This is a genomic window from Kluyvera genomosp. 1 (assembly GCF_001266615.1).
GTDB classification, from domain to species: domain Bacteria; phylum Pseudomonadota; class Gammaproteobacteria; order Enterobacterales; family Enterobacteriaceae; genus Kluyvera; species Kluyvera cryocrescens_A.
Window position 1 is genome coordinate 23,433 of sequence record NZ_LGHZ01000031.1, and the last position, 23,335, is coordinate 46,767.

The following is a 23,335-nucleotide window of genomic DNA, read 5'->3' on the forward strand; positions in this document are numbered from 1 at the left end:
AACCCCCCTGTTAAAGCAGGTTTTTAGTGATGGTGATCACGTTAAGTGCTGTAATTTCGCTACAAAGTTAAAAAAATCCGTTTCCATAGCGGTTTTTTGTGATGTAAATCACTTTTGTTTTTAGCGTCTTTGTTTTTAAATTGTGACAACATTCACAAGATGTTTTTCTCATCCCTTCGCTTCTCCCGTTTTTCGCCTTCGCCCGGTCAATTTACGTCATAAAATTACAAACCCCAGATCAGGTATATAAAAAAGCCCCGCAGGGTTTTCCATGCGGGGCTGGGAAAGTAGGGCGTTAAATTAGCTAAACAGCGCTGTCAGCGAGGCGCTTGCCAGACTGTGGAAGTGGACGTTAAAGCCCACCATGGCACCGCTAGCACCTTCATCGACGTCGATTTTGTCGACGTCGAGCGCATGGACGGTGAAGATATAGCGGTGGGTTTCACCTTTTGGGGGTGCTGCGCCGCCGTAGCCCGCTTTGCCGAAATCGGTTCGGGTTTGCAGTGCACCTGTCGGTAAAGCGACTAAATGAGATCCTGCACCCGCAGGCAGTTCACGCGTGTCTGCCGGAATATTGGCGACAATCCAGTGCCACCAGCCAGAGCCGGTGGGTGCGTCCGGGTCATAGCAGGTCACGACAAAGCTTTTGGTGCCGGCCGGTACATCGTCCCAGGCCAGATGCGGGGAGATATTCTCGCCATCATAGCCCATCCCGTTGAAGACCTGACGCTGGGGAAGTTTCTCGCCGTCGCGCAGTTCGTGGCTGACTAATTTCATTGACTGCCTCCTTTGTTAATCTACTGATTAACAAAGGAGTGTAACGGTTATTACGCGGTGTTGCTGCTTACTGGATAAAAAAAGCTTCCTGCTCGACGGCCAAACAGACCGCGCGGGTCAGGCGTGACAGCTGTTCTGGGCTCATGACATACGGCGGCATCAAGTAAATCAGACGGCCAAATGGGCGGACCCACACGCCTTGCTCGACGAAAAAGCGCTGCAGAAGCGCCATGTTTACCGGATAACGCGTTTCGATAACGCCAATTGCCCCTAGCACGCGTACGTCGGCCACCAGCGGCGAATCTGCCGCCGGAGCCAGTTCGCGCAGGAGCTGCTGTTCAATGGCAGCCACCTGAGTTTGCCATTCGCCGCTCTCGAGAATCGCCAGACTTTCTGCCGCCACGGCGCAGGCAAGCGGATTGCCCATGAACGTCGGGCCGTGCATAAAGCAGCCCGCTTCGCCGTTACTGATAGTATCGGCAACGTCACGTGTGGTGATGGCGGCCGACAGGGTCATGGTACCGCCGGTCAACGCTTTACCCAGACACAAAATATCGGCGCTGATCCCGGCGTGCTCACAGGCAAACAGTTTGCCGGTGCGGCCAAAACCGGTCGCAATCTCATCGGCAATCAACAAAATGCCCTCGCGGTCGCACATTTTGCGGATGCGCTTAAGCCATTCAGGATGATACATGCGCATCCCGCCTGCGCCCTGTACGACGGGCTCGAGAATAACCGCTGCAATCTCCGTGCGGTGCGCCGCCATCAGGCGTGCAAACGCCACCATATCGTACTCATCAAACTCACCCCCAAAGCGGCTCTGTGGTGCCGGAGCGAACAGGTTATCCGGCAGATAGCCTTTCCACAGACTGTGCATTGAGTTATCGGGATCGCATACCGACATCGCGCCAAAGGTATCGCCATGATAGCCGTTACGGAAGGTGAGAAAACGCTGGCGCGGCTCGCCTTTGGCCTGCCAGTACTGCAGGGCCATCTTCATCGCCACTTCTACCGCCACCGAACCAGAGTCCGCAAGGAACACACACTCCAGCGGTTCTGGGGTCATCGCGACCAGTTTACGGCACAGGGCAACGGCTGAAGGGTGGGTTATCCCGCCAAACATCACGTGAGACATCTGGTCAATCTGCGCCTTCATCGCCGCATTCAGGCGCGGGTGGTTATAGCCGTGAATGGTCGCCCACCAGGACGACATCCCGTCAACCAAACGCTCGCCGCTGGCCAACTGCAGCTCACAGCCTTCGGCGGAGACAATAGGGTAAACCGGCAGCGGTGCGGTCATGGAGGTATAGGGATGCCAGATGTGGCGCTGATCGAAGGCGAGATCGTCCGTTGTCATAATCGACTTGTAAACCATTTTGAAAAGTTTTAGGTTTACGAGTATAAACCGATCCGAAAATTAACAAAACCCCCGGAGAAGCCAATGGCTCACCCTTTACGCTGGACAATGTCGCAGGTCACCGCTCTTTTTGATAAACCCCTGTTGGACTTACTGTTTGAAGCCCAGCAGGTTCACCGCCAGCATTTTGATCCTCAACAGGTGCAGGTGAGTACGCTGTTGTCGATCAAAACCGGCGCCTGCCCGGAAGACTGTAAATACTGCCCACAAAGCTCACGCTATAAAACCGGGCTGGAGAGCGAGCGCCTGATGGAAGTGGAGCAGGTGCTGGAATCGGCTCGCAAAGCGAAGCTGGCTGGCTCGACCCGTTTTTGCATGGGCGCGGCGTGGAAAAACCCGCACGAACGCGATATGCCGTACCTTGAGCAGATGGTGCAGGGCGTGAAAGAGATGGGGCTGGAAGCCTGTATGACGCTGGGCACGCTGTCCGACAGTCAGGCGGGACGCCTCGCTTCTGCAGGTCTCGACTACTACAACCATAACCTCGACACCTCGCCGGAATTTTACGGCAATATCATCACCACTCGCAGCTACCAGGAACGCCTGGACACGCTGGACAAGGTGCGTGAAGCGGGGATCAAAGTGTGTTCCGGCGGGATCGTCGGGTTGGGCGAAACGGTCACCGATCGTGCTGGGCTGCTGCTGCAGTTGGCTAATCTGCCAACGCCGCCGGAAAGCGTGCCGATCAACATGCTGGTGAAGGTGAAAGGAACTCCGCTAGCGGATAACGAAGACGTTGATGCTTTTGACTTTATTCGCACTATTGCCGTGGCGCGCATCATGATGCCTACCTCGCACGTCCGTCTTTCTGCCGGACGCGAGCAGATGAACGAGCAGACCCAGGCGATGTGCTTTATGGCTGGAGCCAACTCGGTGTTCTATGGCTGTAAACTGCTGACCACGCCGAACCCGGAAGAGGATAAAGATCTGCAGCTGTTCCGTAAGTTAGGGCTCAACCCGCAACAGACGATGGTCACCGCTGGCGATAACGAACAGCAGCAGCGTCTGGAACAGGCGTTGATGACGCCGGATACCGAGGAATACTACAACGCGGCGGCGGTATGAGCTGGCAGCAGCGAATTGACCAGGCAGTAGCAGAGCGCCGGGAAGCCCAGGCATTTCGCCAGCGCCAGCCGCTAACGCAGGGCGCGGGACGCTGGCTGGTCCGTGGCGATCGCCGCTATCTGAACTTTTCCAGTAACGATTATCTGGGGCTGAGCCAGCATCCTCAGGTCATTCGGGCCTGGCAGCAGGGCGCTGAACGCTACGGCGTGGGCTCTGGCGGTTCGGGTCACGTCACCGGCTATCACCAGGCGCACCAGCGCCTGGAGGAGCAACTCGCCGACTGGCTGGGCTACGACCGCGCGCTGCTGTTTATCTCTGGATTCGCCGCCAATCAGGCGGTGATAGCCGCACTGGCCGGACGCGAAGACCGAATTGTCGCCGACAGGCTCAGCCACGCTTCGCTGCTGGAGGCGGCAGCTCTCAGCCCAGCGCAGCTTCGCCGTTTTCAGCATAACGATAGCCAGCACCTCGCTCGCCTGCTTGCTGCTCCAACAGAGGGGCAGCAGTTGGTGGTGACGGAAGGGGTCTTCAGCATGGATGGCGATCGTGCGCCGCTGGGTGACATTGCCAGCGCCACGCGGGCGGCCAATGGTTGGCTGATGGTGGATGACGCGCACGGCATTGGCGTCGACGGTGCCAATGGCCGCGGCAGCTGCCAGCAGCAGGGCGTTCATCCGGAGCTGCTGATTGTCACCTTCGGCAAGGCCTTTGGTCTCAGCGGTGCTGCGGTGTTGTGCAGCCACGCGGTGGCGGACTACTTCCTGCAGTTTGCCCGACATTTGATTTACAGCACCGCCATGCCGCCCGCACAGGCGGTGGCCTTACAGGCGGCGCTGGCGGTTATTCAAAGCGATGAAGGCCGAGATCGGCGAGAAACGCTGGTGCAGCACGTGGCGGATTTTCGCCTCGGCGCCAGTGGCCTGACGTATCCGTTAACTGACTCGCTCAGCGCGATACAGCCGCTCATCGTCGGTGATAATCAGCGAACGCTACAGCTTGCCGAACGACTGCGTGAGCAGGGTTGTTGGGTGACGGCGATCCGCCCACCGACCGTTCCACAAGGAACGGCGCGCCTGCGCCTAACGCTCACCGCCGCGCATGAACCGCAGGATATTGCGCATCTGCTGGAGGTGCTGCATGGCGAGCGTGGATAAGCAGGCGGTGGCAGCGGCCTTTGGCCGTGCCGCAGCGCATTACCATCAGCATGATGAACTGCAGCGTCTAAGTGCCGCACATTTGCTGACTCAACTGCCGGTATCGGCATTCTCGCAGGTATTGGATGCCGGTTGTGGACCGGGTAGCTACAGCCGTTACTGGCGGGACAAAGGAAGCCACGTCACGGCCCTGGATCTGTCCGAAGATATGCTGCGCCAGGCGCAGCGTCAGCAGGCGGCAGATCGCTACATCCAGGCCGATATTGAAGATATTCCGCTACCTGAAGGCGGTTTTGATCTGGTGTGGAGCAATCTGGCCGTGCAGTGGTGCAGCGATATTCATGTGGCGCTGGCTGGGCTTTATCGCCAACTGAGCCCCGGTGGCACGCTGGCGTTTACCACGCTAACCGCGGGCTCCTTACCCGAGCTTAATCAAGCATGGCGCGCCATTGACAGCCATCTGCATGCGAATCGTTTTCTGTCCGAAGCGACGCTGCGTGACGCGCTGGCAGGTTATCGCCATCAGGCGACGTTAACCTCTATCACACTGCCGTTCCCCGATGCGTTAAGCGCCATGCGCTCGCTGAAGGGGATCGGCGCGACGCACCTCCATCAGGGGCGCAGCAGTCAGCCATTAACGCGCGGTAGGTTGCAGCAGCTTCAATTGGCATGGCCGTCGCAGGCGGGCGAGTGTCCGCTGACTTACCATCTTTTTACAGGAGTGATCACGCGTGATTGAACGCTATTATGTAACCGGCACCGATACTGAGGTGGGGAAAACCGTTGCCAGCACCGCGCTTTTGCAAGCGGCGAGGCTGCTGGGACGACGTACCGCCGGATATAAACCGGTGGCCTCCGGCAGCGAAATGACGGCTGAAGGGTTGCGCAACAGCGATGCACTGGCGCTGCAGCGCAACAGCGTAGTCCCGCTCGAATACGCAGCGGTTAATCCTTACACCTTCGCAGAGCCAACCTCTCCGCATATTGTCAGCGCCGATGAACAGCGCCCCATTGAGGCCCACGTGCTTTCAGCCGGGTTACGCACGCTGGAAGCGCAGGCGGAATGGGTGCTGGTGGAAGGAGCGGGAGGTTGGTTTACGCCGCTGTCACCGACGCTGACATTAGCGGATTGGGTGAAGACGGAGCAACTGCCGGTGATTCTGGTGGTTGGCGTGAAGCTGGGCTGCATTAACCATGCCGTGTTGACCGCGCAGGCGGTACTGCAATCAGGGCTACGGTTAGCCGGGTGGATTGCTAATGATGTCACACCGCCTGGTCGTCGGCATGCGGAATATCTCAGCACCCTTCAGCGGATGCTGCCTGCACCAATGCTGGGGGAAATCCCGTGGCTGGGTGACGACGTGGAGCGTCAACCGCTGGGGCACTATCTGTCGCTAGACGCCCTCTGATCTCTTTTGCGGGTTATCTTCATTCGTAAGCGCTAACCCGCAGAAAACGTAAAAGAATCGAACAAAATCTCCTTAAAACGACTACGCCTTTTCGCTGATAAATATCAAAATCAGCGGGAAAAAAAATTTTTGCTGTCGTTTTTGGGCTGCGTTGCGCAAATCGCCGGGTGGCGGGGCATAGGGGCTAGAGATAGTTATCCACTATTCCTGTGGATAACCCTGTGTATTAGGGTTAGAAAACTAGCGGTAAACGAGAGAACATGCGGCTTTCGCCTGAATTGGCGCTAAACGCGTCTTTTGTATGTTTCTTTTTATTATCAATAAGATAAATAAAAGCAATGGCGTCACAAAAAGTGCTGTCAATTGCCATAAAACTTTCATGACCTATATTGACAAATGTTAAAAGAGAAAATGTTCTGGGGATAACCCTGTCCGGCTAGTGTTTTATATGGTCTGAGGATAAATTTCCGCCGCTCTTGCTTGTTATCGCCGCGAGTATACGAAATACGATAATGCACTACTGTTTTTATATCCAGTCTTTTTTATTGGCAAATCCGCAGGCGGCGAGTAGAATTAATCTCCAGCCCGGCCATCCGTTATCAGGTAGCGTTGCCCATGAGTAAACCCTTTAAGTTGCATTCCGCGTTTAGTCCTTCAGGCGACCAGCCTGTTGCCATCTCACGTCTAAAAGAGGGGCTGGAAGACGGCCTGGCGCATCAGACGCTGTTGGGGGTAACCGGGTCGGGTAAAACCTTTACCGTGGCCAATGTGATTGCCGATCTCCAGCGGCCAACCATGGTGCTGGCGCCAAACAAAACGCTGGCGGCGCAGCTGTACGGCGAAATGAAAGCCTTCTTCCCGGAGAACGCGGTCGAGTATTTCGTTTCCTACTATGATTATTATCAGCCTGAAGCGTACGTCCCGAGTTCCGATACATTTATCGAAAAAGACTCTGCGGTTAACGAACATATTGACCAGATGCGCCTGTCGGCGACCAAAGCGCTACTTGAGCGTCGGGACGTTATCGTAGTGGCGTCGGTGTCAGCGATCTACGGTTTGGGCGACCCGGATCTGTATCTGAAAATGATGCTGCACCTGACGGTGGGCACCATTATCGATCAGCGCGCCATTTTGCGCCGTCTGGCGGATTTGCAGTACACCCGTAACGATCAGGCCTTCCAGCGTGGGACCTTCCGCGTACGCGGCGAGGTTATCGATATCTTCCCGGCGGAATCAGACGATATCGCGCTGCGCGTGGAGTTGTTTGACGAGGAAGTCGAAAGACTGTCGCTGTTTGACCCACTGACCGGACATATCGAATCGACGCTGCAGCGCTATACGGTTTACCCGAAAAGCCACTACGTCACGCCGCGTGAACGCATCGTGCAGGCGATGGAAGAGATCAAAGTTGAGCTGGCAGAACGACGTAAAGTGCTGCTGGACAACAACAAGCTGCTGGAAGAGCAGCGCCTCAGCCAGCGTACCCAGTTCGATCTCGAGATGATGAACGAGCTGGGCTATTGCTCGGGCATTGAAAACTACTCGCGCTTTCTCTCCGGTCGTGGCCCGGGCGAGCCGCCACCGACGCTGTTTGACTACCTGCCAGCCGATGGGCTGTTGGTTATCGACGAATCCCACGTTACTATCCCGCAAATCGGCGGGATGTACCGCGGTGACCGGGCGCGTAAAGAGACGCTGGTGGAGTACGGCTTCCGACTACCGTCAGCGCTCGATAACCGCCCATTGAAGTTTGAAGAATTTGAAGCATTGGCACCACAAACCATTTATGTGTCGGCGACGCCGGGGAACTACGAGCTGGAGAAATCCGGTGGTGAAGTTATCGATCAGGTCGTTCGCCCAACCGGGCTGCTCGACCCGATAATCGAAGTGCGTCCGGTCGGTACGCAGGTTGATGACCTGCTCTCCGAAATTCGTAAACGGTCGGTGATTAACGAACGCGTGCTGGTCACCACCCTGACCAAACGTATGGCGGAAGACCTGACCGATTATCTTGAAGAACACGGCGAGCGGGTACGTTATCTGCACTCAGATATTGATACCGTTGAGCGTATGGAAATTATCCGCGACCTGCGTTTAGGCGAGTTCGATGTACTGGTGGGGATTAACTTGCTACGTGAAGGGCTGGATATGCCGGAAGTGTCGCTGGTGGCGATTCTGGACGCCGATAAAGAGGGTTTCCTGCGTTCTGAGCGATCGCTGATTCAGACCATCGGCCGCGCCGCGCGTAATATCAACGGTAAGGCCATTCTGTACGGCGATAAAATTACCGCGTCAATGGCAAAAGCAATCGGCGAGACCGAACGTCGTCGTGAGAAACAGCAGCTGTATAACGAAGAGCACGGTATTGTGCCGCAGGGGCTGGTGAAGGACGTGGTCGATATTCTGTCGATGGGCGAAGGGCTGGCGAAGACCAAGGCCAAAGGTCGTGGTAAATCGCGCGGTGCCTCCTCCATCGTTGAGCCGGATGTTCAGGCGCTGACGCCGAAAGCGCTACAGCAGCAGATTCAGACCCTGGAGGCGCAGATGCTCAAGCATGCGCAAAACCTCGAGTTCGAAGAAGCGGCGCAGGCGCGCGACCAGTTGCACAAGCTGCGTGAGCTGTTTATTGCAACGTCCTGATACGGTATTTTGCCCGGCGACCTCTGCCGGCCGGGCTATGCTGAAGGCATTTTGTATCGAGTCTGTCGCATGTCGTGGCAGTATTGGCGCGAAATGTGGCAGGGGTCACGCAGCGGGATGAATCCTTAATGTTCACTTAATAAATTCGACTGATACTATCCTTAAAATCTCAGAGGGTAGCATCATGTCTAATTTAAGTTTCCAGCAGCTGTTTACCATGCTTGTTTCTGTAGCCATCGTTGCCGGCTTTGCCTGCCACTGGATGTTAACCTACTAAACCGTCTTAGCGTTTCGGTGCTTGAAATTCTACCCACGCCCGCGTGCCGGTTCCGGTATCGCGGTTTTGTAAGAAGAAAGCGGCCTCATGCAACTGAGCGATACGCGTCACGATACTTAAGCCCAGGCCAATTCCACCGTAGCGACTGTCCATGCGTACAAACGCCTGGCTCAGTTCACCCACTTTTGACTCATCAATCCCCTGACCTTCATCTTCGACAATGAGCATCGGGTGTGCTGCGGCGTCCAGCGTAACCGTAATGGTCGACTCTTCCGGGCTATATCGGTGCGCGTTTTCGACCAGATTACGCAGCTGCAGTCTTAATAAGGTCGCATCACCCGAGACGGTCAGTGCGGAAGCGTAAGGCTGAATGGCGAGTTTTTGCCCCCGAGTACTCAGCATCGTCTCCAGCTCACCGGTCATGGGTTCTACCACATCGGCAAGCAGGTCAACCTGCTGGTAGCTTCCCGCAGAGAACGATTGACCTACACGCGCTAACAGTAATAGCTGCGCAACGCTTTCGGTCATTTGATCCAGACGCTGCACAAGGGCCGAGAGATTGAGGTGCTGCGTTTTTTCCAGCAGCTCGAGATGTAACTTCAGCCCAGCCAGCGGTGTGCGCAGTTCGTGAGCGACGTCGGCGGTAAACAGGCGTTCGCGATCGAGCGTTTGGGTCAAATTCTCGACCAGCTGATTAATCGCCTTGGTTACCGCTTCAACTTCCACCGTGGTCTGCTGTAGATAAATAGGCTGCAAATTTCCCGGCGTCCGGGTATCGAGCTCTTTTTGCAGATCGGCCAGCGGGCGCGTAATGCGCTTGACTGCCTGCAGACATAAATAGAGCGCCAGTCCGATAATCACCAGGCTTGGCACCAGCAGGCTGGCAATCGCCTCTCGCACCTCGTGGCGAATGTGTTTGGCATTGTTGTGATTGTTAATCAACATCGCCACTTCCAGCTCAATCTGCTCTTTGCTTTCATGCCAGAGCCAGAACACGCTAATAAGCTGGAAGACCACCAGAATGGTACCGATAGCGAGCAGCAACTGATGGCGCATTGGCCATTTGCGAATGGATAGGAGCGCCATACTTTATTCTGCCTTTGCCGTCGTCACCAACTGATAGCCGAAACCGCGGACGGTGCGGATACGTGCTTTACCAACTTTGTCGCGCAGATTATGAATATGCACTTCCAGCGTATTGGTGGCGGGTTCGTTATCCCAGTTATAGATATCGTTGTAGAGGATTTCGCGGTGCACCGGGCTGCCGGCTTTAAGCATCAGACGCGAGAGCAGGGCATACTCTTTCGGCGTGAGTTCCAGCAGTTCGCCGTCGAGCCACACCTGGCGGCGGGTCACGTTGAGGCGCAGATTCTCTACGGTAACTTCGTTATCACCCTGATTGAGGTTGCGGCGCAGTAGGGCACGGATGCGGGCGTTGAGTTCTTCCAGTGCGAAAGGTTTAACCAGATAGTCATCGGCACCGGTATCGAGGCCGCTCACGCGATCTTCAAGCGTATCGCGCGCGGTCAGAATCAGCACTGGGACGCTGAGTTTTTCCTGGCGCATTCGATTGAGGAAGTGCAGACCGTCTTCGTCCGGTAACCCTAAATCCAACACCACCAGGCTGTAATGCCCGTTTGCCAGACTCAGTGCGGCCTGCTGTGCGGTAGCGACACCGTCACAGGCGTATCCTTCGCTCTGCATGGCCAGAATTAAACCCTGTAATAGCAAGGTGTCATCTTCAACGACTAAAATTTTCATCTATTGGCCTCTATTTACAGCTAGCGACAATATCATCTGCGGCGCGATATTCCTTCGTCTCAACGCCGGTCAGACCTAGCATTGTAGAGAACAGATTATCCTGCGAGTAGTTATTTTCTTTCGCCTGCTTATGCAGACAATCGTAATTGACGCCATAGCGTTTTTGATAATCCTCCGATAACCATAACAGCATCGGCACATGTTTTTGTGTTTCAGGCGCAATGGAATAGGGTAAACCGTGCAGGTAGACGCCATTTTCACCCAGTGACTCGCCGTGGTCGGAAAGATAAACCAGGCTGGTGGTAAATTTATCCTGTTTGGATTGCAGCAGCTTAATCGCTTTATCGACGATATAGTCAACGTACAAAATGGTGTTGTCGTAACTATTTTTAAGCTGCTCCTGAGTACAGGATTGAATTTCGCTGGTATCGCAGGTTGGCGTATAGCGGCGGAATTGCGGTGGATAACGGTTGTAATAGGTTGGGCCGTGGCTGCCAATGGTGTGCAGCACAATGACGCCATCGCCTGACATATTATCGATGGTTTTTTCAAGGTCGTGGAACAGCACGTCATCATAGCACTCGCCGTTAATACACTGGCCCGGCAGATTTAACGCCGTCATATCCTGATGCGGTACACGGTCACAGGCACCTTTACAACCACCATCATTATCATTCCACAGAACCTGAATTCCAGCGCGCTGAATAATATCCAGTAAACCTTCCTGATGATGGGCCAGCGATTCGTTGTAGGCATCGCGCGACATATTCGAGAACATGCAGGGAACCGAAACGGCAGTGGCCGTACCGCAGGAAGCCGTTTTTGGGAAGTAAACCACGTTGTCTTTGGCTAACAGCGGGTTGGTTTCGCGGTCATAGCCGCCCAATGAAAAATCAGCGGCGCGTGAGGTCTCGCCGAGCACTAAAATAGTCAGATTTTTACGTGGGCCGTTTTTCATCACCGTTTTTTGTTTGGCGTCTTCACCAATTTTTACCAGCGGTAGGTTATCCATCTCATGGTGAAAATACCAGGAGTTGACCGCCACAATGCTGTTTGATGGGTTAAGCGATTTCACCAGCTCTTTATTATTACGAAACAGTGAGGCGTAATCTTTATAAAATAGCGCAGCAACCAGCAGAATTAATGCGGCTGAAACGACAAACGTCCCGATCCGCATTAGGGTACCTCGCCATAGACTGACTGCGGGTTTAATTTTAATCCACCATGCTAGTGCTATAAACAGCAGGGCGGAGAAAACGAGGACGGCAATCATTTGCCCGGAAAGCAGAGCGTAGCTTTCAGCAGGGGTGGTATCAAAAATATTGGTGACCATTGAACGGTCAATAATGACACCGAAGCTCATCATAAAATATTGGGCACTGGCGCTGAGCAGAATAAACAATGACGCGACCAGTTTTTCCAGACGGATAATTGAGGCCAGCGTCAGTAATATTGCCATCACCGAAAATGCTACTACCGGCATGCTCACAAAGACCAGCAAATTATGCAGGCCGTCTACGGGCAGCAGAGTAAATGCCTGACGATAAAAATCGATATTCAGCGGCAGCGCAATATAGAGCGCAAAGAGAATGATGTAGGTCAGCCGGCTGACGGTAGGGCGGTAGCGTAACAGGCGAAGCATAGCGTTGGACTCAGAAATAATGATGTTCGCTATGCTGCCCGAGCTATTTTAAGACAACCTTAAGAAGTTAAGGAAACTCAGCCGAAGGACTGTAATGCTTCTTCGAGTGCCGCACGCAGCAGCGCACGGTCGTGGCGGTAGGGGATATCAGCGGCTTCTAACGGCTGCTGTATGACCACTTTGCATTGTACCTGGCGGGTGTCGACCTTCGGGCCAACAACGACCGCATCGATAACCGCTTTGCCAATATAGTGTTCTAACAGCGCAATTCGCGCTTCAATGCTAAGATCGCCCGCTGGGCTATGCTCGCGGCCAAGGTTGTCGATATAGACCATCGGCGCCGGGGTGCGGCGCAGCGCCTGCGCAACATCCGGCAGCAGCAGAATCGGCAGAAGACTAGTGTAGAAGCTGCCGGGGCCAATCAAAATCAGATCCGCGTCGGCAATGGCTTCAACCGCTTCGCGGGTGGCTGAAACCTGTGGGGTTAGCATGAGCTCTCGCGGTGGCAGCTTAAGCTGATCAATATTGACCTCGCCATAGATTTCATGGCCCTCGTCGTCGATTGCCATTAAATCCACGGGCTGTTCCGACATTGGAATCAATGAAGCTTCCACTTTAAGCAGGTTTTTAATTAAATTGATGGCTTCTAACGGTCTGATACTTAAGTTATCTAATGCCTTTAACATGAGATTTCCGAGGTTATGGCCGGAAAGCTCTCCGTTACCACTGAAACGGTACTCAAACATCGTTGATGCGACGCTTGGTTCAGTAATTAACTGGTTAAGGCAGTTGCGCATATCGCCCCAGGCAATCCCTCCTTCCGAACGGCGAATACGTCCCGTAGAACCGCCATTATCGGTGGTGGTGACGATGCCGGTCAGGCGAGAACCCAGCGATGAGAGAGATGACATCACGCGTCCAAGGCCATGTCCGCCGCCAAGCGCGACGACGCGGTCGAGATCGGCAAAAGTACGATTGCGCATACAACTTCCTTATAGTGAAAAACGTGCTTACATTAGCCTAACTACCCCTAAAAGACGATGCTCTGTGCCGGTCAAAATGACGTATATCAATGCAAAAGCGTGATTTTTACGTATTCTGTAGGGAAAGTGCACGAACAGGTCGTTATGTATAACTTTATATAGCGAAAGCGAAAATGGCGAAACTGCTGTTCTCGCGCTACTATTCGGCATAACCTGGTTCAGTACTCTGTCTACAATAGTCTGAACTAAACACTCTAGCCTCTGCGCCTAAGTTGAAAAATACGGTGCTTTGGCCGCGGCAGATAATCTGTCGCCAGGGCGAAGGAAGAAATGATCTCGCCTCCCGTATTTGGAAAGGTGTCTATGGCTTCACAACTCACTGATGCGTTTGCGCGCAGATTTTTTTATCTGCGTCTGTCGATTACCGACGTCTGCAACTTTCGCTGCACCTACTGCCTGCCTAACGGTTACCAGCCCAATGGCGTCACGAACAAAGGATTTTTGTCTCTGGACGAAATTCGCCGTGTGACGCGCGCTTTTTCGGCGTTGGGGACGGAAAAAGTCCGTTTAACCGGCGGGGAGCCGTCGCTGCGTCGCGATTTTACCGACGTTATCGCTGCGGTGAAAGAGAACGCTTCAATTCGTCAGATTGCGGTGACCACCAACGGTTACCGCATGGCACGCGACGTTGCTGCCTGGCGTGATGCCGGATTAACGGCGCTAAACGTCAGCGTCGACAGCCTCGACGCGCGCCAGTTTCACGCCATTACCGGCCAGGATAAGTTCCGTCAGGTGATGGATGGCATCGACGCCGCTTTTACCGCGGGCTTTGACAAAGTGAAGGTCAACACCGTGCTGATGCGCGATGTTAACCATCACCAGCTCGACACCTTTCTGGCGTGGATCAAACCGCGCCGCATTCAACTCCGCTTTATTGAACTGATGGAAACCGGCGACGGCAGTGAACTGTTCCGCAAACACCATATCTCAGGTATGGTGCTGCGCGACCAACTCCTCCAGCGTGGCTGGATCCATCAAATCCGTCAGCGTAGCGATGGCCCGGCACAGGTCTTTTGTCACCCCGATTACGAAGGGGAAATCGGCTTAATCATGCCGTATGAGAAAGACTTCTGCGCCAGTTGTAATCGTCTGCGCGTATCGTCCATTGGGAAACTGCATCTGTGCCTGTTTGGCGACGGCGGCGTTGACCTGCGTGAACTGCTGGCGGAAGACGCTCAGCAGCAGGCGCTGGAAGACCGCATTGCTGAAGCGCTCACGCATAAAAAACAGACCCATTTCCTGCATCAGGGCAATACCGGAATTACCCAGAATTTATCCTATATCGGTGGATGATTCTTCATCAAGGAGCTATCAAATGAGTCAGGTGAGCGCTGAATTTATCCCAGCACGCGTTGCTATTCTTACTATTTCCAGTCGCCGTGGCGAAGAGGATGACACCTCCGGTCACTTCCTGCGCGATTCCGCCCAGGAAGCGGGCCATCAGGTCGTCGATAAGGCCATTGTCAAAGAGAACCGTTACCAGATCCGCGCCCAGGTCTCTGCGTGGATTGCCCGTGATGATGTCCAGGTCGTGCTGATCACCGGTGGTACCGGATTGACCGATGGCGATCAGGCGCCTGAAGCCCTGCTGCCGCTGTTTGACCGGGAAATTGAGGGTTTTGGTGAAGTGTTCCGCATGCTCTCTTTCGAAGAAATTGGCACCGCGACGCTGCAATCGCGCGCTGTCGCCGGAATAGCAAACCGGACCCTGATTTTTGCGATGCCGGGTTCAACCAAAGCGTGCCGCACCGCGTGGGATAACATCATTGCCCCACAGCTTGATGCCCGTACGCGTCCCTGCAACTTCCACCCTCATCTGAAGAAATAATACGATGTCGCAACTGACCCATATCAACGCGGCGGGCGAAGCCCATATGGTGGATGTCTCCGCCAAGGCAGAAACCGTCCGTGAAGCGCGCGCTGAAGCGTTCGTCACTATGCTGCCGGAAACGCTGTCGATGATTATCGACGGGAGTCATCACAAGGGCGACGTCTTTGCCACTGCCCGCATCGCCGGCATTCAGGCGGCAAAACGCACCTGGGATTTGATCCCGCTGTGTCATCCACTCATGCTGAGCAAGGTTGAAGTGAATCTGCAGGCTCAGCCGGAGCACAACCGCGTACGCATTGAATCCCTGTGCCGCTTGACCGGAAAGACCGGCGTTGAGATGGAAGCGCTGACTGCAGCGTCGGTTGCGGCACTCACTATTTATGACATGTGCAAAGCGGTACAAAAAGACATGGTCATTGGCCCGGTGCGCCTGCTGGCGAAAAGCGGCGGTAAATCGGGCGATTTTAAGGTGGATGCTCATGATTAATGTGCTGTTTTTTGCCCAGGTCCGCGAGCTGGTTGGCGCTGACTCGCTGACGCTGGCACCTGAGTTTTCAACGGTAGAAGCCGTGCGCCAGCATTTGGTGGCGCATGAAGGGCGCTGGGCGCTGGCGCTGGAAGAGGGCAAGCTGCTGGCAGCGGTCAATCAGACGCTGGTGAGTTTCGACCACCCTGTTGTCGACGGCGATGAAGTGGCGTTTTTCCCACCGGTTACGGGAGGTTGAGATGAGTGAAACCCGTATTCGCGTCGGTCATGAGCCGTTTAGCGTTGGCGAAGAATATCCGTGGCTGGCTGCGCGGGATGAAGACGGTGCGGTTGTCACTTTCACCGGGAAAGTGCGTAACCACAATCTGGGTGACAGCGTCAAAGCACTGAGCCTTGAGCACTATCCGGGCATGACAGAAAAAGCGCTGGCGGAAATCGTCGACGCCGCACGCGAACGTTGGCCACTGGGCCGCGTCACCGTGATTCATCGTATTGGTGAACTGTGGCCTGGCGAAGAGATCGTTTTTGTCGGCGTCACCAGCGCACATCGCAGCAGCGCCTTTGACGCGGGCGAATTTATCATGGACTATCTAAAGACCCGCGCGCCGTTCTGGAAGCGTGAAGCGACTCCGGAAGGTGAGCGTTGGGTGGAAGCGCGCGACAGCGATAAACAGGCAGCCGAGCGCTGGTAGAGTACACTTAAATTCATGGAGTTCAGGCTGTCGCGAATGCGCAGACAGCCTGAATAACGGCGAATATTTTAGGTTCATACTAACTTCAGGAGAACGTCATGGAACGATTCCCGCGCTCAGATTCTATTGTGCAGGCGCGTAGCGGCCTGCAAACCTATATGGCACAGGTGTATGGCTGGATGACCTGTGGTCTGCTGCTGACCGCGTTTATTGCGTGGTATGCGGCAAATACACCGGCCGTGATGGAGTTTGTTTTCTCCAGCAAAATCACCTTCTTTGGGCTGATTATCGCCCAGTTGGCGCTGGTATTCGTGCTCTCAGGTATGGTGCAGCGCCTCAGTGCCGGTATGGCGACGACGCTGTTTATGCTCTATTCGGCGCTCACCGGGCTAACGCTTTCCAGTATTTTCATCGTCTACACCTATTCGTCGATTGCCAGCACCTTCGTGGTGACGGGCGGCATGTTCGGTATCATGAGCCTGTATGGTTACACCACCAAACGTGACCTCAGCGGCTTCGGTAATATGCTGTTTATGGCGCTTATCGGTATCGTACTGGCCTCTCTGGTGAACTTCTGGCTGAAAAGCGAAGCGCTGATGTGGGCGGTGACCTATATCGGGGTGATCGTGTTTGTTGGCCTCACCGCCTATGACACCCAGAAGCTGAAAAACATTGGCGAACAGATTGATGTACGTGATTCATCAAACCTACGTAAATACGCCATTCTCGGCGCGCTAACCCTGTATCTCGACTTCATCAACCTGTTCCTGATGCTGCTGCGTATCTTTGGCAACCGCCGTTAAGCCATTCCTCTAACCCGGTGCTGTTTGATAGCGCCGGGTATTCTCACCGCATTTCCCTGCGTTAAACCCTCCGTTTAGTGAATGTTTCGGCGCTGTTTTACACAATACGGATGAAAATGTGACACCACTGTCACAAAAAGAAGCACCTTTACGGAATTTTCCGTAGACTTGAGTACTCTGAATAAGCAAATAAAATTCTTCAGGAGAGAAGCCATGAAGTGGCAACAACGAATTCGTGTCGCAACCGGGCTAGGTTGTTGGCAGATTATGTTGCATTTACTGGTCGTCGCCGTGTTGGTCATGGGCTGGATGAGCGGCACCTTAGTGCGCGTTGGATTAGGCCTTTGCGTGCTGTACGCCGTGAGCGTATTGCTGATGCTGGCGCTGCAGCGCCACCCCGATAAACGTTGGCGCGATGTCGCCGATGTCTTCGAAGAACTGACGACGACCTGGTATTTTGGCGCCGCGATGATTGCCGTCTGGCTGCTTTCGCGCGTCCTACAAAATCACTTTCTGCTGGCGCTGGCTGGGCTGGCGATCCTTGCGGGGCCAGCCGTATTCTCGCTGCTGGTGAAAGATAAATCCTCAGGCGATCTTGCGGCGAAACATCGCGTACGCCACTGATCCCGTCGTGGCCGCTATAAACAGTAGCGGCCACAAACTCCCCCAGATAATCGACAGACTCGCATCCTTCAAATAGATCTGCTTGGTGATATCCGTGAAATGGCGGATAGGGTTTATCCACGTCAGATGCTGCAGCCACACAGGCATGTTCTCCACCGGAGAGACATACCCTGACAACAAAATGGCTGGCATCATAAAGACAAACACGCCGATAAATGCCTGCTGCTGCGTGGAACACAGCGATGAAATCAACAGGCCAAATCCTACCAGCGACAGCCCGTAAATCACCATCGTGAAGTAAAACAGCGCCAGCGAACCGGCAAAGGGGATTTGATACGCCCAGATGCCAACGCCCAGCACGATGCTGGCCTGCGCTGTGGCGACAATCAGCGCCGGAACCGCTTTGCCGACGAAGATTTGCCAGGTGGCAAGCGGCGAAACCAGCAGTTGATCGAGCGTGCCCTGTTCGCGTTCGCGTGCCACTGACAGCGAGGTAACAATCATCACGCCGATGGTGGTTATCATGGCGATAAGCGACGGCACCACAAACCATTTATAGTCGAGATTCGGGTTATACCAGTTACGCACCACCAGCTCGCTGTTATTCGGTTTCGCTTTCCCCTCCAGCAATTCTTGCTGATAGTTTTTGACTATTTGCTGCAGGTAGTTGGCGGCAATCTGCGCGCTGTTGGAGTTACGTCCGTCGAGTAAAAGCTGCATCGGCGCGGTCTGGTAGATATCGAGATTACGCGAGAAATCAGCCGGGAAGCGTACCAGCAGCAACGCTTTCTGCGTGTCGATGGTGGGCTGGATCTCCTGCGGGCTTTTCAGCAGCAGAACGTGGGTAAAGGCTTTGGCGCGCGCAAAACGCTGGGTCAATTCAACCGAATGCTTACCGTTGTCTTCGTTATAGACGGCAATAGTGGCGTTGGTCACCTCAAGCGTAGCGGCAAACGGGAACAATAAGACCTGAATCAGCACCGGTGCAATCAAAATGGCGCGGGTCTGCGGCTCGCGCAGCAGCGATTGCAGCTCTTTGCGGATCAGGGTCCATAAACGATAAAACATGGTACCGTCCTCATTCGGGTGGTGTTTCACTCACCCAACAAACATCAGCGTTAATCCAATCGACGTTTGGTTTTTATCCACGTCAGGCCAATAAACATCACCGCCGAAGCGATTAAAAAGAGCGTGTTCACAATCAGTACCACCGGAATATTGCCCGCCAGGAACAGGCTTTGTAGGGTGCTGACGAAATAGCGCGCCGGAATAATGTAGGTCACGATGCGAATCGCTGCGGGCATACTGTCTATCTGGAAAATAAACCCGGACAGCATAATTGATGGCAGGAATGCGGCGTTCAGCGCCACCTGCGCGGCGTTAAACTGATTGCGGGTGATGGTCGAAATCAGCAGCCCCATTCCCAGCGTGCTGAGTAAAAACAGGCTGGTGATGAAAAACAGAATAATGAGCGAACCGCGATAGGGCACGCCGAGAATAAAAACTGACACCAGCATACACAGCAGCATCGCCAGCATGCCGAGGAAATAGTAAGGGATCAGCTTACACAGCAGCAGCTCTACGCGGGTGACTTCGGTGGAAAGCAGGGCCTCCATGGTCCCGCGCTCCCATTCTCGGGCGATGACCAGCGAGGTCAGGATGGCGCCGATGACCGTCATGATGATGGTTATCGCTCCGGGGATAATAAAGTGCTGGCTGATGGCCGCCGGGTTAAACCAGTAGCGGGTCTGCACGTCGATAAGCGGCTCGAAGCTTTGGCCGTTATCCTCTGCGCGCTGTTGTTGCCAGATTTGCCAGATACCCTCGACGTAGCCCTGCACGAAGTTGGCGGTGTTTGGTTCACTGCCATCGGTGATCACCTGAATCGGTGCATCATCACCGACGCGCGCCATTTTCTTATCGAAATCCACCGGGACGACAATCAGGCCGCGAATGCGCCCGGCCTGCATCATCTCAACCAGTTGGCCGCGATTGTCGCTGATGGTGGCATCAATGTAGGGCGAGCCGGTGAGCGTATGGGTAAAATCTAACGCCTCTTTGCTCTGCTGTTCCAGCAGCACGCCGACTCTGAGTTTGCTGGAGTCGAGGTTAATGCCGTAGCCAAAGATAAACAGCAGCAGTAGCGGAATCACCACCGCAATCAGCCAACTGCTGGGGTCGCGGATGATCTGCCGCGTCTCTTTCACGCACAGCGCACGCACGCGCCGCCATGACAGACTCTTAACGCTCATTGGCATGCTCCTTATCCCAATCATTGATCAGAGTGATAAAGGCCTGTTCCATGGTCGGGTCTGGCTGCTGCTCATCGGCGGCCTGCGCCTTTAAATTGTCCGGTGTACCGCTGGCAATCAGCTTACCGCGATAGACCAGCCCGATGCGGTCGCAGTACTCTGCTTCATCCATAAAGTGAGTGGTCACCATCACGGTCACGCCTTTCTCCACCATACTGTTGATGTGCAGCCAAAATTCACGGCGGGTGATGGGGTCAACACCGGAGGTGGGTTCATCGAGAAACAGAATATCCGGCTCATGCATCAGCGAACAGGCCAGCGCCAGACGCTGCTTAAAGCCCAGCGGCAGCGCATCGGTGGTGTGTCGAGCGATTTCATCGAGGCCGAAGGCCTCGCTCATGCTGCGAATTTTGTCGTTTTGCGCCTTCCCGCGTAGGCCGTAAACGCCGGAGAAAAAACGCAGATTCTGCTCCACGGTCAGGTTTCCGTAGAGAGAGAATTTTTGCGCCATATAGCCTAAATGCTGGCGCGCTTTACCGGACCCGGTTTTCAAATCCATATTCAGCACCAGCGCGTTGCCGGAAGTGGGGACTAACAAACCACACATCATTTTAAAGGTGGTCGATTTACCCGCGCCGTTTGGCCCCAACAGGCCAAAAATTTCGCCGCGCTTCACGGCAAAATTAACGTGGTCGGTAGCGGCGAAATCACCGAACTTTTTGGTCAGCTCTTTCGCTTCAATCACCGTCTCATCCGCTGAGCCTTCGACGGTATGCAGAATAGCGCCCAGCGGCGATTCCGATGTGCCCGCGCCGCCCAAGAGATCGATAAACGCATCCTCAAAACGCGGCGTGGTTTCTTCAATTTCCAGTTCCGGCATTCCCGGCGCATTTCTTAGGTCGTCAGCGGTGGCCGATTTTTTCAGGATGGTGCGCACCGAGCGGCCTTGAATCATGCCGTCGCTGACCATCTCCTGCTTCAGCGCTCGCTGCAGCAGCTTACGGTTGTTTTCTGCCGGGCTGTGCATCAGGAAGCTGCGTCCGGCCATTGTTCGGGTGAGGGCGGTCGGCTCGCCCTGATACAGCAGCTCGCCTTCATTCATCAGCAGCACGTCCTGGCACTGCTCGGCTTCATCGAGGTAGGAGGTGCTCCAGAGGATCAGCATGCCGTCGCCCGCCAGTTCGTGCACCATCTGCCAGAGTTCGCGGCGGGAGATGGGGTCCACGCCGACGCCGGGCTCATCCAACAGCAGTACTTTCGGCTCGCCGACTAGAGTACAGGCCAGGCCCAGTTTTTGTTTCATACCGCCGGAAAGCTTGCCCGCCAGCCGCGAGGTAAATGGCCCCAGCGAGGTAAATTCCAACAGGCGATCGAAGGTTTTCTCGCGAATTTCACCGGTGACGCTGCGCAGATCGGCGTAGAGATTGAGGTTCTCCATGACCGTCAGGTCTTCATACAGGCCGAACTTTTGCGGCATATAGCCGAGCACCGCGTGCAGGGCGCTGTCATCACGAATGGGATCGAGCCCCAGCACCGTTGCGCTGCCCTTGTCGGGTTTCAGTAACCCAGCCAGCATCCGCATCAGCGTGGTTTTTCCCGCGCCATCCGGTCCAACGAGCCCGGTGACGTAGCCCGATTGAATGGTGCAGTCCAGCCGGGCGACCGCCGGTTTTTTCATGTCAGCGAACTGTTTGACCAGCCCCTGGAGCTGGATCTGATGCTCACTCATGGCGAGGCTCGTCGCTAAATTTCAGCGTCACCGGCATCCCTTGGCGCAGGCTATCGTCGGCGTCGGTGACGATAATGCGCAGACGATAAACCAGATCGGTACGCAGATCCGGGGTTTCGACCGTTTTCGGCGTGAATTCAGCGGTTGGAGAGACAAAGCCAATTTTTCCGTGGTAAGGCTTATCCGGGCGGCCGTCGGTGTAGAGCAGAATTTCACGCCCCGGTTGCGCCTGATTGAGGTTCTTCTCATCGACGTAAGCGCGAACCCACACGGGATGCGTTAATGATAGCGTCAGCACGGTGCTGCCGGCAGTCAGCATGCTGCCAGGCTCTACTGCACGGGTTAATAACGTCCCGTCAGAAGGCGCGGTCAATACGGTGTCCTGTAAGTCAAGGGTGGATTGCGCCAGCTGCGCCTGTGCCTGTTCAAGATTGGCTTTGGCCTGCGCGATTTCCTGTGGACGGTTACCCGCACGGTACTGGCTTAATTTATCCTGCGCTGATTTCAACGATGCCAGCGCCTGGTCGCGAGAGGAGCGGGCGTTGGCCAGGTCGTTGGCAGACAGCAGCCGGCTGTTCCACAGACCCTGCTGACGCTGCAAGAAACTTTGTGCGTAGTCATAGGCTGCCTGTGCTTGTTTGACTGCCGCGGCGGCCTGAGCGATCTCTTCTGCCCGGTAGCCGGCCATCATCAGATCGTACTGCGCCTGTGCGGTCGCGACGTTGGCTTTGGCCTGCATGAGGGCGTTTTCATACGGCGCCTTGTCCAGTTCCCCGAGCGTCTGACCCTGCTTAATGGCATCCCCTTCGTCAACGCTCAGGGATTGCAGACGACCGCCGACGCGGAAGCTCATATTGACGGTACGAATATCTACGTTGCCGTACAGCGTCAGTCCATTGTTTTGCAGGCTTTGATACCACCACGTCCCGCCGCCAATCAGGGCGACGAGGACAGCAACGGCCAGAATTATGGCGACCGGTTTTTTCATCACTTCAGGCTCCTTTGAGTTAATCCTTGCAAGATAAGGTCGACATGACAGGTCACGACCTGGACGATCTGTTCGGTCTTGTCGGCATCAAACTGTGACCAGCCGGTACGCATCAGGATGGTTTCTCGCCCAAGCCGAAACGCCAGCACTTCGCCAAGCAGGGCGTGGGTGTGCAGAATCATCTGCGTGCTGTTGGCGTCGCAGCCGGTATAGGCGGCAATCAGCCGGGTAAGGTGCGTGTGCAGCGGGGCGATGACCCGCTCGTGAATGCGCTGATAGGCAGCGGTCGGCGACAGCTGTTCGCGGGAGATGAACTTGCTGAGGCTCAGCGTATCGTCCTGAGTTAGCAGCAAGATCATGTTGCGGCAGGCCTGTAGGATAAGGGTTCGCATGGCTTCGCGATCGGGCTGCGGCTCGGCAAAAAGTTGTTCAGCAGCCTGAACGTGGGAGCGGAAGTTTTCGCCGATGAAATCGGCAATCCACTGCGCGCAGGCCTGGTATAAATCTTCTTTTGAGCCAAAATAGTAGGTAATGGCGGCAATATTCTGCCCGGCCTGAGCGGCAATATCCCGGGTCGTGGCGTGTAGACCGTATTCGCCGAACTGGGCGAGGGCGGCGGCGATAAGCTGGCTTCTTGCCTGCTCGCCTTTGCTGGTGATTGGCGTCACGTTCATCATTGCCATCTAAAGTTAATCAATCGATTGATTAACTTTATGCCGGGTTTTTAATCTTGTCCAGTCTGGT

24 protein-coding genes and 1 riboswitch are annotated in these 23,335 nt (G+C 54.9%); of the genes, 12 read left to right on the forward strand and 12 right to left on the reverse strand.

From position 1 onward, the window contains the following. Nucleotides 1-300: 300 nt before the first annotated feature. Both KP80_RS16420 and bioA read right to left on the reverse strand, forming a co-directional pair. Nucleotides 301-777, reverse strand: coding sequence for a kinase inhibitor (locus tag KP80_RS16420; protein WP_052284717.1), 477 nt, complete (start codon nt 775-777; stop codon nt 301-303). A 67-nt stretch (nt 778-844) separates the two neighbouring features. Then, nucleotides 845-2,134, reverse strand: a complete 1,290-nt coding sequence (gene bioA / locus KP80_RS16425; protein WP_052284718.1) for an adenosylmethionine--8-amino-7-oxononanoate transaminase — start codon at nt 2,132-2,134, stop codon at nt 845-847. An 84-nt stretch (nt 2,135-2,218) separates the two neighbouring features. Here bioA and bioB point away from each other — a divergent pair, with 84 nt between their 5' ends. Genes bioB through bioD form a run of 4 tightly spaced genes read left to right on the forward strand, consistent with a single transcriptional unit; the run spans nt 2,219 to nt 5,822 of the window. Continuing rightward, nucleotides 2,219-3,259 carry a biotin synthase BioB gene (gene bioB, locus KP80_RS16430; protein WP_052284719.1) on the forward strand — a complete coding sequence of 347 codons (1,041 nt, stop codon included), beginning with the start codon at nt 2,219-2,221 and terminating at the stop codon, nt 3,257-3,259. Next, nucleotides 3,256-4,413 (forward strand): 8-amino-7-oxononanoate synthase, encoded by a 1,158-nt coding sequence (gene bioF, locus KP80_RS16435; RefSeq protein WP_052284720.1) that lies wholly within the window; start codon nt 3,256-3,258, stop codon nt 4,411-4,413. The genes bioB and bioF overlap by 4 nt, the downstream gene beginning before the upstream one ends. After that, entirely contained in the window at nt 4,397-5,152 is a 756-nt protein-coding gene (gene bioC / locus KP80_RS16440) for a malonyl-ACP O-methyltransferase BioC (RefSeq protein ID WP_052284721.1), read from the forward strand. The genes bioF and bioC overlap by 17 nt, the downstream gene beginning before the upstream one ends. Then, entirely contained in the window at nt 5,145-5,822 is a 678-nt protein-coding gene (gene bioD / locus KP80_RS16445; protein WP_052284722.1) for a dethiobiotin synthase, read from the forward strand. The genes bioC and bioD overlap by 8 nt, the downstream gene beginning before the upstream one ends. Before the next feature lie 232 nt (nt 5,823-6,054). Here bioD and KP80_RS23130 read toward each other — a convergent pair whose 3' ends face one another. Continuing rightward, entirely contained in the window at nt 6,055-6,192 is a 138-nt protein-coding gene (locus KP80_RS23130) for a hypothetical protein (protein WP_156315679.1), read from the reverse strand. A 245-nt stretch (nt 6,193-6,437) separates the two neighbouring features. On the opposite strand from KP80_RS23130, the gene uvrB reads away from it, so the two are divergent. Beyond that, nucleotides 6,438-8,462, forward strand: coding sequence for an excinuclease ABC subunit UvrB (gene uvrB / locus KP80_RS16450; RefSeq protein WP_052284723.1), 2,025 nt, complete (start codon nt 6,438-6,440; stop codon nt 8,460-8,462). A gap of 283 nt (nt 8,463-8,745) precedes the next feature. On the opposite strand, the gene pmrB is transcribed toward uvrB, so the two are convergent. From pmrB to yvcK, 4 genes are all read right to left on the reverse strand, one after another. Next, complete coding sequence (gene pmrB, locus KP80_RS16455; RefSeq protein ID WP_052284724.1) at nt 8,746-9,825, reverse strand: two-component system sensor histidine kinase PmrB; 1,080 nt, start codon at nt 9,823-9,825, stop codon at nt 8,746-8,748. Between the two features lie 3 nt (nt 9,826-9,828). After that, nucleotides 9,829-10,500 (reverse strand): two-component system response regulator PmrA, encoded by a 672-nt coding sequence (gene pmrA / locus KP80_RS16460; protein WP_052284725.1) that lies wholly within the window; start codon nt 10,498-10,500, stop codon nt 9,829-9,831. 10 nt (nt 10,501-10,510) lie between these two features. Next, nucleotides 10,511-12,142 (reverse strand): phosphoethanolamine transferase EptA, encoded by a 1,632-nt coding sequence (gene eptA / locus KP80_RS16465; RefSeq protein WP_052284726.1) that lies wholly within the window; start codon nt 12,140-12,142, stop codon nt 10,511-10,513. 77 nt (nt 12,143-12,219) lie between these two features. Beyond that, nucleotides 12,220-13,125: a uridine diphosphate-N-acetylglucosamine-binding protein YvcK gene (gene yvcK / locus KP80_RS16470; protein ID WP_052284727.1), complete on the reverse strand. Its 906-nt coding sequence runs from the start codon at nt 13,123-13,125 to the stop codon at nt 12,220-12,222. A 238-nt stretch (nt 13,126-13,363) separates the two neighbouring features. Beyond that, nucleotides 13,364-13,501: riboswitch (molybdenum cofactor riboswitch) on the forward strand. Between yvcK and moaA the strand changes: the two genes are divergently transcribed. The 7 genes from moaA (at nt 13,489) to KP80_RS16505 (ending at nt 17,622) form a co-directional block, all read left to right on the forward strand. Continuing rightward, nucleotides 13,489-14,478, forward strand: a complete 990-nt coding sequence (moaA, locus tag KP80_RS16475; protein WP_072129151.1) for a GTP 3',8-cyclase MoaA — start codon at nt 13,489-13,491, stop codon at nt 14,476-14,478. (Overlaps the previous riboswitch by 13 nt.) A 22-nt stretch (nt 14,479-14,500) precedes the next feature. Then, the gene (gene moaB / locus KP80_RS16480; protein WP_052284729.1) at nt 14,501-15,013 is read left to right on the forward strand and encodes a molybdenum cofactor biosynthesis protein B; all 513 of its coding nucleotides are present in this window, start codon (nt 14,501-14,503) and stop codon (nt 15,011-15,013) included. Between the two features lie 4 nt (nt 15,014-15,017). Continuing rightward, nucleotides 15,018-15,503, forward strand: a complete 486-nt coding sequence (gene moaC / locus KP80_RS16485; protein WP_052284730.1) for a cyclic pyranopterin monophosphate synthase MoaC — start codon at nt 15,018-15,020, stop codon at nt 15,501-15,503. Beyond that, nucleotides 15,496-15,741: a molybdopterin synthase sulfur carrier subunit gene (gene moaD / locus KP80_RS16490; protein WP_052284731.1), complete on the forward strand. Its 246-nt coding sequence runs from the start codon at nt 15,496-15,498 to the stop codon at nt 15,739-15,741. Before moaC ends, moaD begins: the two co-directional genes overlap by 8 nt. A 1-nt stretch (nt 15,742) precedes the next feature. After that, complete coding sequence (gene moaE / locus KP80_RS16495) at nt 15,743-16,195, forward strand: molybdopterin synthase catalytic subunit MoaE (protein ID WP_052284732.1); 453 nt, start codon at nt 15,743-15,745, stop codon at nt 16,193-16,195. A 98-nt stretch (nt 16,196-16,293) separates the two neighbouring features. Further along, entirely contained in the window at nt 16,294-16,998 is a 705-nt protein-coding gene (locus KP80_RS16500; RefSeq protein WP_052284733.1) for a Bax inhibitor-1 family protein, read from the forward strand. 213 nt (nt 16,999-17,211) lie between these two features. Then, complete coding sequence (locus KP80_RS16505) at nt 17,212-17,622, forward strand: YbhQ family protein (RefSeq protein ID WP_052284734.1); 411 nt, start codon at nt 17,212-17,214, stop codon at nt 17,620-17,622. On the opposite strand, the gene KP80_RS16510 is transcribed toward KP80_RS16505, so the two are convergent. The 5 genes from KP80_RS16510 to cecR are packed head-to-tail and all read right to left on the reverse strand — an operon-like array spanning nt 17,584 to nt 23,265. Next, nucleotides 17,584-18,690, reverse strand: coding sequence for an ABC transporter permease (locus tag KP80_RS16510; RefSeq protein WP_052284735.1), 1,107 nt, complete (start codon nt 18,688-18,690; stop codon nt 17,584-17,586). The genes KP80_RS16505 and KP80_RS16510 overlap by 39 nt on opposite strands. A gap of 50 nt (nt 18,691-18,740) precedes the next feature. Continuing rightward, the gene (locus tag KP80_RS16515) at nt 18,741-19,874 is read right to left on the reverse strand and encodes an ABC transporter permease (protein ID WP_052284736.1); all 1,134 of its coding nucleotides are present in this window, start codon (nt 19,872-19,874) and stop codon (nt 18,741-18,743) included. Next, nucleotides 19,864-21,603, reverse strand: a complete 1,740-nt coding sequence (locus tag KP80_RS16520) for an ATP-binding cassette domain-containing protein (RefSeq protein WP_052284737.1) — start codon at nt 21,601-21,603, stop codon at nt 19,864-19,866. Before KP80_RS16520 ends, KP80_RS16515 begins: the two co-directional genes overlap by 11 nt. Further along, the gene (gene hlyD / locus KP80_RS16525; RefSeq protein ID WP_052284738.1) at nt 21,596-22,591 is read right to left on the reverse strand and encodes a secretion protein HlyD; all 996 of its coding nucleotides are present in this window, start codon (nt 22,589-22,591) and stop codon (nt 21,596-21,598) included. The genes KP80_RS16520 and hlyD overlap by 8 nt, the downstream gene beginning before the upstream one ends. Continuing rightward, nucleotides 22,591-23,265, reverse strand: coding sequence for a transcriptional regulator CecR (gene cecR / locus KP80_RS16530; protein ID WP_052284761.1), 675 nt, complete (start codon nt 23,263-23,265; stop codon nt 22,591-22,593). The genes hlyD and cecR overlap by 1 nt, the downstream gene beginning before the upstream one ends. Nucleotides 23,266-23,335: the final 70 nt, after the last annotated feature.

What these genes read in the sequence shown, in the direction of transcription:
- KP80_RS16420 (WP_052284717.1), bottom strand. Translation starts at nt 777, where the DNA reads ATGAAATTAGTCAGCCACGAACTGCGCGACGGCGAGAAACTTCCCCAG.
- bioA (WP_052284718.1), bottom strand. Translation starts at nt 2,134, where the DNA reads ATGACAACGGACGATCTCGCCTTCGATCAGCGCCACATCTGGCATCCC.
- bioB (WP_052284719.1), top strand. Translation starts at nt 2,219, where the DNA reads ATGGCTCACCCTTTACGCTGGACAATGTCGCAGGTCACCGCTCTTTTT.
- bioF (WP_052284720.1), top strand. Translation starts at nt 3,256, where the DNA reads ATGAGCTGGCAGCAGCGAATTGACCAGGCAGTAGCAGAGCGCCGGGAA.
- bioC (WP_052284721.1), top strand. Translation starts at nt 4,397, where the DNA reads ATGGCGAGCGTGGATAAGCAGGCGGTGGCAGCGGCCTTTGGCCGTGCC.
- KP80_RS23130 (WP_156315679.1), bottom strand. Translation starts at nt 6,192, where the DNA reads ATGGCAATTGACAGCACTTTTTGTGACGCCATTGCTTTTATTTATCTT.
- uvrB (WP_052284723.1), top strand. Translation starts at nt 6,438, where the DNA reads ATGAGTAAACCCTTTAAGTTGCATTCCGCGTTTAGTCCTTCAGGCGAC.
- pmrB (WP_052284724.1), bottom strand. Translation starts at nt 9,825, where the DNA reads ATGGCGCTCCTATCCATTCGCAAATGGCCAATGCGCCATCAGTTGCTG.
- pmrA (WP_052284725.1), bottom strand. Translation starts at nt 10,500, where the DNA reads ATGAAAATTTTAGTCGTTGAAGATGACACCTTGCTATTACAGGGTTTA.
- eptA (WP_052284726.1), bottom strand. Translation starts at nt 12,142, where the DNA reads ATGCTTCGCCTGTTACGCTACCGCCCTACCGTCAGCCGGCTGACCTAC.
- yvcK (WP_052284727.1), bottom strand. Translation starts at nt 13,125, where the DNA reads ATGCGCAATCGTACTTTTGCCGATCTCGACCGCGTCGTCGCGCTTGGC.
- moaA (WP_072129151.1), top strand. Translation starts at nt 13,489, where the DNA reads ATGGCTTCACAACTCACTGATGCGTTTGCGCGCAGATTTTTTTATCTG.
- moaB (WP_052284729.1), top strand. Translation starts at nt 14,501, where the DNA reads ATGAGTCAGGTGAGCGCTGAATTTATCCCAGCACGCGTTGCTATTCTT.
- moaC (WP_052284730.1), top strand. Translation starts at nt 15,018, where the DNA reads ATGTCGCAACTGACCCATATCAACGCGGCGGGCGAAGCCCATATGGTG.
- moaD (WP_052284731.1), top strand. Translation starts at nt 15,496, where the DNA reads ATGATTAATGTGCTGTTTTTTGCCCAGGTCCGCGAGCTGGTTGGCGCT.
- moaE (WP_052284732.1), top strand. Translation starts at nt 15,743, where the DNA reads ATGAGTGAAACCCGTATTCGCGTCGGTCATGAGCCGTTTAGCGTTGGC.
- KP80_RS16500 (WP_052284733.1), top strand. Translation starts at nt 16,294, where the DNA reads ATGGAACGATTCCCGCGCTCAGATTCTATTGTGCAGGCGCGTAGCGGC.
- KP80_RS16505 (WP_052284734.1), top strand. Translation starts at nt 17,212, where the DNA reads ATGAAGTGGCAACAACGAATTCGTGTCGCAACCGGGCTAGGTTGTTGG.
- KP80_RS16510 (WP_052284735.1), bottom strand. Translation starts at nt 18,690, where the DNA reads ATGTTTTATCGTTTATGGACCCTGATCCGCAAAGAGCTGCAATCGCTG.
- KP80_RS16515 (WP_052284736.1), bottom strand. Translation starts at nt 19,874, where the DNA reads ATGAGCGTTAAGAGTCTGTCATGGCGGCGCGTGCGTGCGCTGTGCGTG.
- KP80_RS16520 (WP_052284737.1), bottom strand. Translation starts at nt 21,603, where the DNA reads ATGAGTGAGCATCAGATCCAGCTCCAGGGGCTGGTCAAACAGTTCGCT.
- hlyD (WP_052284738.1), bottom strand. Translation starts at nt 22,591, where the DNA reads ATGAAAAAACCGGTCGCCATAATTCTGGCCGTTGCTGTCCTCGTCGCC.
- cecR (WP_052284761.1), bottom strand. Translation starts at nt 23,265, where the DNA reads ATGAACGTGACGCCAATCACCAGCAAAGGCGAGCAGGCAAGAAGCCAG.